The organism is Pandoraea sp. PE-S2T-3, assembly GCF_002179965.1.
Classification (GTDB): Bacteria; Pseudomonadota; Gammaproteobacteria; order Burkholderiales; family Burkholderiaceae; genus Pandoraea.
In genome coordinates this window covers 424,334-437,470 of the sequence record NZ_NGUQ01000014.1, presented here as the reverse complement: position 1 = coordinate 437,470, position 13,137 = coordinate 424,334, and the positions used below count along the sequence as shown (strand labels likewise).

The following is a 13,137-nucleotide window of genomic DNA, read 5'->3' as shown; positions in this document are numbered from 1 at the left end:
GAGTATTTTTCGTCGAGAACCCCAGCCGACATGTCGTCTACCGAGCCGTCTCTGCCTATGTCCACTGTATCCACCAGCGATATTCCGGGTGCCGTCGCGAGCTTTGCGCCGGTCACGCCGCCGCCGCGTCTGCGGCTGTCCGACATGGTCTACGAGCAACTGGAGACGATGGTCGTCGAAGGGCGTCTGGCCCCCGGTTCGGCGCTGCCGTCGGAGCGCGATCTGGCCCAGCAGATGGGCGTATCGCGGCCCTCGTTGCGTGAGGCGTTGCTGCGGTTGGAGTCGCGCGGCCTGATCGTCGGACGCGCCGGCGGCGGGTATCTGGTCGCCAACGCCAGTCAGCCACTGCTCGCCGAACCGCTCTCGCAACTGATGTCGCGCCACAGCAAGACGGTCGACGACGTGCTGGAAATGCGGGAAGTGCTCGAAGCCAAGGCCGTCGAACTGGCGGCCGAGCGTGCCACGCCCGAGGACATTGCCCGGCTGGCGCAGGCGCTCGAGGCGCTGGAGGCGGCTTATGCGGCCGGGCGTGATGGACATGATGGACTCGATGGTCAAGACGGTGACGCCCGTGGCGCGTCGCTGCTGACCCGGGTGCCGGAACTCGACGCCCATTTCCATCTGGCGCTTGCGGAAGCTACGCACAACCTCGTGCTGGTTCACCTGATGCACGCCATCTTCGAATTGCTGCGCGGCTCGGTCGTGGACAACTACCGCGCCATCGTCGGTCACGGCGCCGATCTGGCCGAACTGATCGATCAGCATCGCCGCATCTTCAATGCCGTGGCGTCGCATGATGGCGCCAGCGCGCAGCGCTCGCTGCGCGAACACCTCGCTTTCATCCGCGACAACTCGGGCGACACCGGCGCCGTCTGACCGACTGGGCGGCGGGCGGCATCGCCAATGTCGTCCGCCATCGGCCGCAACTAGCCACCACCCGCCACGACTGACCACAGCGGGTCGCCTCGGGCGTCACCGGCCACGCCAAACGAGCGTCTTTCGAACGCTCGCATCACCTGTCAAAACGTCATCGTTTTCCCTGACCTTGTGCTGTGCGTCGCCACGCCGCGACGGCACGGGGACACGCGTCTCAGTCCACCTGTCACCCCATCCCCGTAAGGCTGCCGTGCGTTTCGCGGTTATCAAGTGCTCACGTCGCACGCCTACGCAAACCCTCGTTCACGCGCTGACCGACACCCGAAAGCGGGCGCACTCGGGTTGACAGTGCTTCAGGCATCGACTACTTTTGGAACCATAAAAAATACTTAATTCGATATATTGAATCTTGTATATCAGATTCAATTTGTCGGAGCGGCCACCAAAGTTTCGCAAAAATCCGGGGAAATCCGGATGCAGCGAGACCCTCCGGAGTGAACCGGAAGGCGTTTGGACAGGCCGCGGCACAAGTCGGAGACACAAGTTGGGTAAGCACACCTTTCCTTTCGGGCAGCCTCAGTGCGGCGTTTGCACCGCACTGGCTGGCCAGTCGTATCCGTCGCCCATGTCCTCACGATGGCCGTGGGGCACCCGGCGGTCCTCATCTCCCTGCCGCCCGTCGTGGGCAGGCGATTCGGCGATCACGCGTCCGCGAGGCGCGCCCGCCTGAGTGACGGGGGACGGCCTGTCAGGTGACTTCGGCAAACCGACAGCACCGCAGACCCGTGACCCGCACTCGAATTCTTCACCGTAGCCACCCTTCGGCAGTCGGCAACTTGCCGGCACGGGCCAAACGCCTGTGCCGCCGCGCCGAAGCGGGGGCCGGAAGTGTCCTTTGGCGCTTCCGCAAGTCAGTCAGCCGGGGCCCGAGCCCCGCGAGCGCGCCGCCAGGCGACGCTCCAGGATCAAGCGGCCAACCATGAGCCGCATGCAACGCCAGGAGGCGTGCCGTACGCGCTGTCACCCAAGCCGTGACGCGCGACGACACGCGATGACGGTGGTACCCCCTTCACTGCGCGCAGGTGCGTGCGATCGGGCGGGCCGCCGGCAATCGTCTGACAGGAACAGGAGGCAAGTCATGCAAGCAGCTGCGCAACCGGAGGAGAAAACCTCTTTTCTGGGAGGGCGCTGGTCACAACTGGTGATCGGCATCATCTGTATGGGCCTGGTGGCCAATCTGCAATATTCGTGGACGCTGTTCGTCGAGCCGATGGAGGCCAAGAATCATTGGGGCATCGCGGCGATTCAGGTCGCATTCTCGATCTTCATCGTGGTGGAAACCTGGCTCGTGCCGATCGAAGGCTGGCTCGTCGATCGCTTCGGGCCCCGTCCGGTCGTTGCGGGCGGCGCTATCTGCGTGGCGCTCTCGTGGATCATGTACTCGTACGCCACGACGCTGACCGTGCTTTATACGGCGGCCGTCATCGCCGGTATCGGTGCCGGTTGCGTGTACGGCACCTGCGTGGGTAACGCCCTCAAGTGGTTCCCGGACAAGCGCGGTCTCGCGGCTGGCCTCACGGCGGCCGGCTTCGGTGCGGGGGCGGCGCTGACGGTGATTCCGATTGCGAACATGATTCGCGAGTCGGGCTACGAAGCGGCGTTCTTCAACTTCGGCATCGTGCAGGGCGTGGCGATCTTCATCCTCGCGCTGCTGATGGTCAAGCCGCGTGCGCCGAAGGGTGTCACCGTGTCGCGCCGCAATCTGGCGACCAAGGTCGACTACACCTCGGGTCAGATGATTCGCACGCCGGTGTTTTGGGTGATCTATGTGTGCTTCGTGGCGGTGGCCGCAGGCGGCCTGATGGCCACGGCGCAGATCGGCCCGATTGCGAAGGACTACGGCATTGCTTCGATGCCGATGACGCTCTTCGGTGCGACCCTGCCGCTGCTCACGATGACGCTGTCGATCGACAACCTGTGCAACGGCTTTACGCGTCCGCTGTGTGGTTTCGTGTCGGACAAGATCGGTCGTGAAAACGCGATGTTCATCATCTTCCTCGGCGAAGGGGTGGCGATGCTGGGCCTGATGCACTTCGGTCAGAACCCGTACATGTTCGTGTTCTTCGCTGCGATGACGTTCCTGTGCTGGGGCGAGATCTTCTCGATCTTCCCGGCGCTGTGTGCCGACACGTTCGGTGGCAAGAATGCCGCGTCGAACGCCGGTACGCTGTACACCGCAAAGGGAACGGCAGCGCTGCTGGTGCCGCTCGCGTCGGTGCTCGCCGTGGGTGGTCACTGGGACCGTGTGTTCATCGCCGCAGCCGTGATCAGCATCGCGGCCGCCATTGCGGCGAAGTTCCTGCTCCAGCCGATGCGCCGTCGCTGGATCGAGAGCGTGAACAGTCCGGAAACGCTCAGTTCGCACGTGCCGCCGATCGGGGCACCCGCCAGCGAGTAAGTCCGTGCTGGTGTGACTGACAAGGACGGGGTACCGGAAACGGTGCCCCGTTTTTTTATTGGGTGTCGCGTTGGGGCGGCAGTATTGAGCGGACGAGCGACGGCGTTCGGTGGTGCTCGAGAGGGGAAAGCGGGGGAGGTGGCGAACGCGAATGTCGTTGCCGCAAACAAAAAAGCCTCGCCGATTGGCGAGGCTTTCTGCGTCTTTGGCTCCTCGACCTGGGTTCGAACCAGGGACCTACGGATTAACAGTCCGGCGCTCTACCAACTGAGCTATCGAGGATCAAACTGGGGTGTCATGCATCGCTGTAACGGTGCATCGACTAAAACAAAAGCCTCGCGTGCGCGAGGCCATCGCTTCGGTAATTCTTGGCTCCCCGACCTGGGCTCGAACCAGGGACCTACGGATTAACAGTCCGGCGCTCTACCAACTGAGCTATCGGGGATCAAAAGAGAAAGCGATTATAGTGGCGATTTTCAGACACTGTCAACACTCGAAATGCACTTTTTCTGCATCGAATGTGGCTGCCACCGCTGGAATCAGCGCTCCAGCAGCTTGAGCTTGTCGGCCACGTCTTTCCACTGATCGGCGTCGGCCAGCGGGGCCTTGGTCTTCGTGATGCTCGGCCACAGCGGCGAGAGTTCGGCGTTCAACGCGATGAATTCCTGTTGATCGCCCGGGACGTCCTCTTCGGCATAGATGGCGTTCGCCGGACACTCGGCCACACAGACCGCGCAATCGATGCACTCGTCCGGATCGATGGCCAGAAAGTTCGGGCCTTCGCGGAAGCAATCGACGGGACAAACGTCGACACAATCCGTGTATCGACACTTGATGCAGTTTTCGGTGACAACGTGGGTCATGCCAACTCCAGAACGTAGGGCGCAACGGCTTCGATCGGCCGTTAAAACGCGTATTGTAGCGCAGCCCGGGGTCGTGGGTGAGGCTGCCCGGCGACTTGTGACAGGTGTTGCCGGCGTCATATGGGCCGCGGCTTTGCGGTACCATCGAGCGTGCCCTTGCTAGGCCGGTGACGTCTCATCTGCCTTGCAAGGACGGAAATTCGCTCGCGTGCGGTGCGCGATGTGGGAGATGACTCCCATGCGTCGTGCACCCATCGCCGATATGCAGCGTTCGCTGCTTCTGTGCGTGCTCCCGCCGGGGCCTGTCGTCATGATCATCACGTCGCTGCTCGATACCGATCTCTACAAATTCACGATGATGCAGGTAGTGCTGCATCACTTTCCTGCGGCGCAGGTGGAATATCGCTTCAAATGCCGCACGGAAGGCGTCGATCTCACGCCCTACGTCGACGAGATTCGCGACGAAATCCGGCTGCTGTGCGGCCTGCGGTTCACGGAGTCGGAGCTGAGCTATCTCGGCGCCATGCGCTTCATCAAGAGCGACTTCATCGACTTCCTCGATCTCTTCCATCTCAACGAGAAGTACGTCACTGTGCAGCCCTCGTCCAAGGGCAACGGTGAGATCGACATCACGATTCAGGGGCCGTGGCTGCACACGATCCTGTTTGAAATTCCGGTGCTCGCGATCGTCAACGAGGTGTATTTCCGCAATACCCAGCGCGTGCCTGCCTATGAAGAAGGGCGTCAGCGGCTGCGCGACAAGATTCGTATGCTGGCCGAGCCGGTGGACTATCGCGATTGCAAAATCGCCGATTACGGCACGCGCCGCCGCTTCTCCAAGGAGTGGCACGAGGAAGTCATTCTCACGTTGCGCGAGGAATTGGGCGAACAGTTCGCGGGCACGAGCAACGTCTACTACGCATCGAAACTGGGGCTGACCCCGTTGGGCACGATGGCGCACGAGTATCTTCAGGCGTGTCAGGCATTGGGGCCGCGCCTGCGCGATTCGCAGATATTCGGCTTCGAGACGTGGGCCAAGGAATATCGCGGCGACCTTGGGATTGCGCTCTCCGACGTGTACGGCATGTCGGCGTTTCTGCGCGATTTCGACATGTACTTTTGCAAGCTTTTCGACGGCGCACGCCACGATTCTGGCGATCCGTTCGCCTGGGGCGAGCGCCTGTTGCAGCACTACAGCGAGAACCGTGTCGACGCGCATACCAAGACGATGATCTTCTCGGACGGACTCGACATCCCCAAGGTGCTGCAACTGTTCGAGCGCTTTCGCGATCGCTGCAAGCTGGCGTTTGGTGTCGGCACGAATCTCACCAACGACCTCGGTTATCAGCCGTTGCAGATCGTCATCAAGATGGTGCGCTGCAATGGCCAGCCGGTGGCCAAACTGTCGGATTCGCCGGGCAAGAATATGTGCGACGACGATGCGTATCTGGCCTATCTGCGCCAGGTGTTCGAGATTGCACCGGAGCCGGCGCCCAGCCGGGGCTGAATCGCGTGGCGAGTGGCGCATCGGCGTTGATTTGGGCCTCGTCCGAGCGCGGGGACAGACCATTCCGATAGTGCGCGAATGCCCGGTGCGCGGGCATCGCGTGCCGCTATAATTGCGCATCGCCCGCTGGACTCGTGCCAGCGGCCACACGACACCCACGAAACAAACGACACGACGCCGGCCATGTACCGGTGTGCCGGCCTCTCAGGACGCAGCCATGGATACCACCGACGCCCGCAATCGCATCTTCGCCCGCATTCGCAACGCCCAGCATCGCCCTGATGCGGCGCGCGAGAACGAGCAGGCGGCGGCCGAGGACTATCTGGCGCGTCATCCGCAAGGACCGCGCCCGGCGATGCCGGACGATCTCGTGGCCACGTTCATCGGCAAGGCCGAAGCGCTCTCGACCACGATTGCCCGCGTGCCGGCGATGCAGGATGTGCCGGCCGCTGCCGCGCAGTACCTGCAAGCGAACGGGCTCGTGACGCAAGCGGTGGCGTGGCCGACGTTGCGAGCACTGGATTGGGCGGGCGTCGGTTGCCACGTCGAATATCGCAAGCCGCTCGGCGAAGATCTCGTCGGCATTACCGGCTGCTTCTGCGCAGTGGCGGAAACGGGCGCACTGATGATGATGTCCGGTCCCGAGACGTTTGCTTCGGCGACGTTGCTGCCCGAGACGCACATCGCTGTCGTACCGGCCTCGCGCATCGTCGCGGGGCATGAAGATGCCTTCGGGCTGATGCGCACCGAACGCGGACAACTCTCGCGTGCGACCAATTTCATCGCCGGGCCGTCGCGGACGGCCGACATCGAACAGACGCTGGTGCTGGGTGCCCACGGGCCCTACCGCGTTCACGTCATCATCGTCGACGGCGCCTGAATGGGGCGCTGACTGAGGCACCCGCCGAGACCACGCTTTCCGATCTCGTTTTTTCGTACAAGGGGTGTGAGACAACAGTCGAATTGCTCACGAAGGCCGCTTCAGGCTTGTCGTATTGGGCCTTTCGAGCGGTTGTTTCGGATCCAAATAGGAAATATCCCAAGCTTTTGCCGCTTCGGGCACTCCTTCGAGAGGGGCGACTCGTAATAGATCGTCCATCAAACAACAGGAACCAGAAACCATGCAGAAGGGCATTTGGGGAGTAGTCGCCGCCGTGGGGCTGACGTTGATCAGTCCTGCCGCGCTTGCCGCAGGAGGCGGCCCGGACGGTGCACAACTCGTCGCGTGGTGGGGCTTGCCGTTCGCAGGCTTGCTGCTGTCGATCGCGCTCGGCCCGTTGATCGCACCAGCGTTCTGGCATCACCACTTCGGCAAGATCGCGGCGTTCTGGGGCGCAGCATTTCTGCTGCCGTTTGCGCTGGTGTATGGCGCAGGTGCGGCCTGGCACGGCGCGGTACACGCGCTGATCGCCGAATACATTCCCTTTGTCGTACTGCTGACGGCACTCTTCACGACCGCCGGTGGTATTTGCCTGCACGGCAACCTGCGTGGCGGGCCGTGGCTCAACACGGGGCTGCTGGGGCTTGGCACGGTGCTCGCCAGCATCATGGGCACGACCGGGGCGGCCATGCTACTCATCCGCCCGCTGATTCGCGCAAACGACAACCGCAAGCACAACGTTCACGTGGTGGTGTTCTTCATCTTCCTGGTGGCGAACGCGGGCGGCTCACTCACGCCGCTGGGCGATCCGCCGTTGTTCCTCGGTTTTCTGCAAGGCGTCGAGTTTTTCTGGACGACGCGCCACCTCTGGCCCGAAACGCTGATGGCCTGCGCCATCCTGCTGGTGCTTTTCTTCCTGATCGATTCGTACTACTTCCGCCAGAAGGTGGAGGCAAAGATCGAGGAACTCGATCCGACGCCGCATGCCGCGCCGCTTCGTCTCGAAGGCAAGCGCAACTTCGTGCTGCTCGCGGTCGCCGTGGGCCTGGTGCTGATGAGCGGCATCTGGAAGCCGGGCGTTGTGTTCGACGTATTCGGCACACCGCTGACGCTCGAGAATCTGGCGCGGGATGTGGGACTTCTCGTCGTGACGGTGATTTCGCTCGTCATCACGCCGCGCACGGCGCGCGTCGGCAACGACTTCAACTGGGAGCCGATGAAAGAGGTCGGTAAGCTCTTCGCGGGCATCTTCCTGACGATTATTCCGGTGGTGGCGATTCTGCGTGCCGGTGAAGCCGGAGCGCTCGGCTGGGTGATCCGGCTGGTGACCGGTCCGGGCGGTGCACCGGACAACGTCATGTACTTCTGGGCGACGGGCATCCTGTCGTCGTTCCTCGACAATGCGCCGACATACCTCGTGTTCTTCAATACGGCGGGTGGCGACGCCGCAACGCTCATGACGTCGGGGGCGGCCACACTGGCGGCCATTTCCGCGGGTGCCGTATTCATGGGGGCGAACACGTACATCGGCAATGCGCCCAACTTCATGGTCAAGGCCATTGCAGAGCAACGCGGCATTCGCATGCCAAGCTTCTTTGGTTATATGCTGTGGTCGGGCGCGATTTTGCTGCCGCTGTTCGTACTGATGACCTTGATTTTCTTCTGAGCCGCAACGCAATAACGCTATGGCGCCAAGGCGCCGTAGCGTTGTCATGTGATGAGCGGCCAACTCCTGCGAGACGATAGGTGAAACCGAAGATTCTGGTGGCCCGCGCCATTTTTCCGGACGTGATCGAACGGTTGGCGCAGTACTTTGAGGTCGAGCGCAACGACGCCGACACCGTGTATTCAAGCGACGAGTTGCGCGCGCGCCTGGCCGACAAGGCGGGCGCGATCACGACCGCGAGCGAGCGTATCGATGCGTCGGTGCTCGCGGGGGCACCGCATTTGCGGGTGGTCGCCAATATGGCGGTGGGTTACAACAACTTCGACATCGAAGCGATGACCGCCGCTGGCGTGATGGCGACCAATACGCCCGACGTGCTCAACGAGACGACGGCGGACTTCGGTTGGGCGCTGTTGATGGCCACCGCTCGGCGTGTCACGGAGTCGGAGCGCTGGCTGCGTGAGGGCCACTGGAACAAGTGGGCCTACGACATGTTTCTGGGGGCCGACCTGCACGGCAGCACGCTCGGGATCATTGGCATGGGACGCATCGGACAGGCGATTGCGCGTCGTGCCATGGGCTTCAATATGCGGGTGGTGTATCACAACCGCTCGCGTCTCGATGCCGCCACCGAGGCCGCGTGCAAGGCGTCATACGTCGACAAGAACACGCTGCTGGCGACGGCGGATCACGTCATTCTCGTGCTGCCCTATTCAGCGGCAACGCACCACACGATCGGCGCGGCGGAGCTCGCCGCCATGAAACCGACGGCCACGCTGGTGAATCTGGCGCGGGGCGGCATCGTCGACGATGCGGCACTGGCGCAGGCACTGGCCAGCAAGCGAATTGCGGCGGCAGGGCTCGACGTGTTCGAAGGCGAGCCGAGTGTGCATCCCGAGTTGCTCAACGTACCGAATGTCGTGCTGACGCCGCATATCGCGAGCGCTTCGGCCGCAACCCGCCGTGGAATGGCGAGTCTGGCAGCAGATAACCTGATTGCTGCGTTGGGGTTCGGATCGGCGCCGGGCAAACCGCCCTGCCTGCTCAACCCCGCCGCGCGTAAGGCCTAAGGAGGTAAGTGTGGAGATGGTGTTGGTAGCGCTGGCAGCGCTAAATCTGCTGGTGATGATCGTGATCGCCGTGAAGGTGTGGCAACGCAATGGCGATGCCGGCCTGCGCGCGACGCTCGTCGATTCGCTCACGAACGCGCGTGATGACATTCTGCGCGCGGCCGAACGTAGTGAGCGCGGCCTGCGTCAGGAGTTTGCGGAGACGGCACGTGCCGGGCGAGGCGAGCAGAGCGCGCAGATGGCGCAGTTTCAGCAGACGCTTGCCGCGCAGATGACGAGCGTGGCGACGGTGCAGAACAATCAGATCGATGGCTTTGCGCAGCAGTTGGCGAAGTTGACCGAATCGAACGCAGCCCAACTCGACGCGGTGCGCCAGAGCCTTGTGCTCAATGGCCAGCAGATGCGCGAAGAACAGACCTCGGCGCTGCGTCGCTTTGGCGAGGCACAGCATCAGCAACTGACGCAACTTGCCGAGGGTAACGAGCGGCGTCTTGGTGAAGTGCGCGCGACGCTCGAACAAAAGCTCAAGGACATCGAGGTCAACAATTCGACGAAGCTCGAAGAGATGCGCCGCACGGTGGACGAGAAGCTGCACGCGACGCTGGAGCAGCGGCTTGGCGAGTCGTTCAAGCTGGTGTCGGATCGACTGGAACAGGTGCACCGCGGACTCGGCGAGATGCAGACGCTCGCGGCCGGTGTGGGCGATCTCAAGCGCGTGCTGACGAACGTGAAGACGCGCGGTATCTGGGGCGAAGTGCAGTTGCAGGCGCTGCTTGAACAGTTGCTGACGGCGGATCAGTTTGCCAAAAACGTGGCCACGAAACCGGGCAGCAGCGAGCGCGTGGAATTCGCCATCGCGCTGCCGGGCCAAAACGGCGACAGCGGCACGCCGGTGTACCTGCCGATCGATGCCAAGTTTCCGCGCGAGGACTACGAGCGTCTGCTCGACGCACAGGAACGGGCAGATCCGGTCGCGGTGGAAGAAGCGTCCAAGGCCCTTGAGACGCGCATTCGTCTGGAGGCCAAGACCATTGCCGAGAAGTATCTGGCGCCGCCGCACACGACGGACTTCGCGTTGCTGTTCCTGCCGACCGAAGGACTCTACGCAGAAGTCTTGCGCCGTCCGGGGCTGTCGGACCTGCTCCAGCGCGAGTATCGCGTAACGGTCGCGGGACCGACCACGCTGACGGCGTTGCTCAATAGCTTGCAGATGGGTTTCCGCACGCTCGCCATCGAGCGACGTTCGAGCGAGGTCTGGCAGGTATTGGGCGCGGTGAAGACCGAATTCACCAAGTTCGGTGATGTGCTGGCCAGAACCAAGTCACAGCTGGAGACGGTGACGCGTTCGATCGATCAGGCGGAAGTGCGTACGCGTCAGATGGCGCGCAAGCTCAAGACCGTCGAAGCGTTACCGGGTGAAGAGGCGACGCAGTTGCTGGGTGTGGAGATCGGGGCTGACGAGGAGTGAGCTTCTGGGCCGTAAGCCCATCAGCTCACATCAGCCCACATCAAGCCCATAGGTTCGAAAGCCCCGGGCCGGAGGCGCGTCAGGCGTCGCCTTCGGCAAACTGCGTGAGCGAGTCACCCGCCATGCGAACGACACGCCATTCCGGCAGTACCGTCGCGCCCTGCGCGGTATAGAAATCAATCGCCGGCTGGTTCCAGTCGAGCACCGTCCATTCGAAGCGTCCACAGCCGCGCTGCACCGCGATGCGGGCCAGGCGTCGAAGCAAGGCTTGTCCGACACCCTTGCCGCGCATCGTCGGCTGCACGTAGACATCTTCCAGATACAGACCACGGCGTCCGAGAAACGTCGAGAAGTTGTGGAAGAACAGCGCATAGCCAACCGGCTTGCCATCCCATTCCGCCATCAGACATTCCGCCGCCGGCGTGGCGCCGAACAAGGCGTCATGCACGCTGGCCGGTGTCGCTTCGAAAATATCGAGCAGTTTCTCGAAGACGGCCAATTCCCGCATCAAGCCGTGAATGGCATCGACGTCGTTCGGGGTGGCCGCACGCAGGTTCAAGGACATGGTGGGAATCTCGTCAGTCGGAATGTTCGGGGATTTCGGCGTGCGCAGGACGTCACTCGTCTTCTTCGTCGGGCACGTCGCCGAGCGCGATCTCAATGCCGCCGAAACGCTCGGCCACCCAGTTGTAAGCATGGCAGGCGATCCAGAGCAGCACGAAGCCGAGGATGGCGTTCAGGACCAAGGCGGAAATGAACGCGAGGCCCGGCAGATCGCCGTAGCGCAGGAATGCCGCCAGAAACGCGAGCAGCACCAGCGGAATACTGAAGGTGAGGTAGACCAGTACCAGCGCTTTGGCCGTCTGACCGGGACTGATGTAAGTGATCTGTTTGCGGATTGTCATTGCGCGTGTGTGTTTGCAGGTTTGTTGTGTAAAGCAGGCTGTCGATGTGCAGCCTGCGGGTATTTCGGTGTGTTGTCTTTCGAAACTCGCGTCGACCCGGACCCTAGACCAGTCCGTCGAACACGATCACGTCGACCAGTTCGCCCGCTGCGACATTGCCGCGTGACGTGTCTAACGTGACGAAGCAGTTGGCTTCGCTCATCGTGCGCAGGATGCCGGCGCTTTGCGCGTCGGCCACCGTGACCTGCCAGCGGCCTTGCGCATCGGCGGCCAGAATGCCGCGCAGGAATTCGGTGCGGCCCGGGCGCTTGGCAATGGCGCTTGTCGTCGGCACGGGCAGGCGCGGCGTGGCTTGCGGCTCGGCACCCATCAGGCTGAAGAGTCCGTCGCGCACCAGGTGGTAGAACGACGCCATCACGGCTGCGGGGTTGCCCGGCAGCCCGAAAAGCAGGGCGCGATGACCGTCGCTTTCCAGTTCGCCAAACGCAAACGGACGGCCCGGGCGCATGGCCATCTTCCAGAAAACGACATTGCCCAGACGCGTCATCATTTCGCGCGTGTAGTCGGCCTCACCGACGGACACGCCGCCCGAGGTGATCACCGCGTCGGCGTCACGGCAAGCGGTGCGCAACGTGTCTTCAATGGCTTGCGGATCGTCCCGCACCACGCCCAGATCGAGAATCTCGATACCGAGGCGCTGGAGCATGCCGTACAGCGTGTAGCGATTGCTGTCGTAGAGATTGCCCGGCACGAGCGGTTCGCCGACCGAGCGCAGTTCGTCGCCGGTCGAGAAGAACGCGACACGAATGCGTCGACGTACCGGTACTTCGGCGATGCCGAGCGAGGCGAGCAAACCGAGCGCGGCAGGGCGCAGGCGCTTGCCCGCGAGCAATGCCGGTTGACCGGTCGCAAGATCTTCCCCGATATGGCGGACATGGCGGCCCGGCGTGACGGCGTCGGCCGCGAAAGTCACGATTTCCGTGTCGCCTTCGCGTTGCACCAGTTCTTGAGGAATGACGGTGTCGCAACCGGCGGGCAGCAGCGCACCCGTCATGATGCGCACGCATTCGCCCGGGCCTGCGACGCCGTCGAACGGGCGTCCGGCAAACGATCGGCCTGCCACGCGCAAACGCACCTTGCCGCCCGCGGCCAGCGCGGTGCCGGAGAAGGCGTAGCCATCCATCGCGGCATTTTCGAAAGCGGGAACGTCGAGCGGGGAGATGACATCGCGGCCGAGCACGCGACCCAGTGCGCTGCGTACGGCAATTTGTTCGATAGCGGCGACGGGCTGGGCGGTACGCGCAATGATCGTGCGCGCCAACTCGACTGTCATGTCGTCAGGGTCGTACGCCGGCAAGCCGGCCAGGGCTTCGTTCAGTGTTGTCATCGGTATGGCGTCGTCATCGGACATCGGGCGATGGCGGCGGGTCGGGCCGCATCTGTG

At 63.0% G+C, this 13,137-nt stretch carries 11 protein-coding genes and 2 tRNA genes; 7 read left to right on the top strand and 6 right to left on the bottom strand.

Translation table 11 applies throughout. The features are described from left to right. Positions 1 to 57: 57 nt before the first annotated feature. Both CDV46_RS11725 and oxlT read left to right on the top strand, forming a co-directional pair. On the top strand, positions 58 to 876 hold the full coding sequence (locus CDV46_RS11725; RefSeq protein ID WP_176399061.1) for a FadR/GntR family transcriptional regulator: 819 nt from the start codon (positions 58 to 60) through the stop codon (positions 874 to 876). Between the two features lie 1,138 nt (positions 877 to 2,014). Beyond that, positions 2,015 to 3,334 carry an oxalate/formate MFS antiporter gene (gene oxlT, locus CDV46_RS11720; protein ID WP_058375968.1) on the top strand — a complete coding sequence of 440 codons (1,320 nt, stop codon included), beginning with the start codon at positions 2,015 to 2,017 and terminating at the stop codon, positions 3,332 to 3,334. Between the two features lie 206 nt (positions 3,335 to 3,540). Here oxlT and CDV46_RS11715 read toward each other — a convergent pair. The 3 genes from CDV46_RS11715 to fdxA form a co-directional block, all read right to left on the bottom strand. Next, a tRNA-Asn gene (locus tag CDV46_RS11715) sits at positions 3,541 to 3,616 on the bottom strand. An 87-nt stretch (positions 3,617 to 3,703) separates the two neighbouring features. Beyond that, a tRNA-Asn gene (locus CDV46_RS11710) sits at positions 3,704 to 3,779 on the bottom strand. A 94-nt stretch (positions 3,780 to 3,873) separates the two neighbouring features. Beyond that, the gene (fdxA, locus tag CDV46_RS11705; RefSeq protein WP_058375967.1) at positions 3,874 to 4,197 is read right to left on the bottom strand and encodes a ferredoxin FdxA; all 324 of its coding nucleotides are present in this window, start codon (positions 4,195 to 4,197) and stop codon (positions 3,874 to 3,876) included. Positions 4,198 to 4,507: 310 nt separating this feature from the next. Between fdxA and pncB the strand changes: the two genes are divergently transcribed. From pncB to rmuC, 5 genes are all read left to right on the top strand, one after another. Next, positions 4,508 to 5,704 (top strand): nicotinate phosphoribosyltransferase, encoded by a 1,197-nt coding sequence (gene pncB, locus CDV46_RS11700; protein WP_087691512.1) that lies wholly within the window; start codon positions 4,508 to 4,510, stop codon positions 5,702 to 5,704. Positions 5,705 to 5,921: 217 nt separating this feature from the next. After that, positions 5,922 to 6,584, top strand: coding sequence for a LutC/YkgG family protein (locus CDV46_RS11695; protein ID WP_087722602.1), 663 nt, complete (start codon positions 5,922 to 5,924; stop codon positions 6,582 to 6,584). A gap of 241 nt (positions 6,585 to 6,825) precedes the next feature. After that, the gene (locus tag CDV46_RS11690) at positions 6,826 to 8,250 is read left to right on the top strand and encodes a sodium:proton antiporter (RefSeq protein WP_087691246.1); all 1,425 of its coding nucleotides are present in this window, start codon (positions 6,826 to 6,828) and stop codon (positions 8,248 to 8,250) included. Positions 8,251 to 8,330: 80 nt separating this feature from the next. Continuing rightward, positions 8,331 to 9,320: a 2-hydroxyacid dehydrogenase gene (locus tag CDV46_RS11685; protein WP_087691247.1), complete on the top strand. Its 990-nt coding sequence runs from the start codon at positions 8,331 to 8,333 to the stop codon at positions 9,318 to 9,320. A gap of 16 nt (positions 9,321 to 9,336) precedes the next feature. Next, positions 9,337 to 10,788 carry a DNA recombination protein RmuC gene (rmuC, locus tag CDV46_RS11680; RefSeq protein WP_087691248.1) on the top strand — a complete coding sequence of 484 codons (1,452 nt, stop codon included), beginning with the start codon at positions 9,337 to 9,339 and terminating at the stop codon, positions 10,786 to 10,788. A 79-nt stretch (positions 10,789 to 10,867) separates the two neighbouring features. Here rmuC and CDV46_RS11675 read toward each other — a convergent pair whose 3' ends face one another. The 3 genes from CDV46_RS11675 to moeA all read right to left on the bottom strand — a co-directional run bounded on the left by CDV46_RS11675 (position 10,868) and on the right by moeA (position 13,080). Then, positions 10,868 to 11,353, bottom strand: a complete 486-nt coding sequence (locus tag CDV46_RS11675; protein WP_087691249.1) for a GNAT family N-acetyltransferase — start codon at positions 11,351 to 11,353, stop codon at positions 10,868 to 10,870. Positions 11,354 to 11,405: 52 nt separating this feature from the next. Next, positions 11,406 to 11,687, bottom strand: coding sequence for a hypothetical protein (locus CDV46_RS11670; protein WP_170936111.1), 282 nt, complete (start codon positions 11,685 to 11,687; stop codon positions 11,406 to 11,408). Between the two features lie 109 nt (positions 11,688 to 11,796). Then, on the bottom strand, positions 11,797 to 13,080 hold the full coding sequence (moeA, locus tag CDV46_RS11665; RefSeq protein WP_087722600.1) for a molybdopterin molybdotransferase MoeA: 1,284 nt from the start codon (positions 13,078 to 13,080) through the stop codon (positions 11,797 to 11,799). Positions 13,081 to 13,137: the final 57 nt, after the last annotated feature.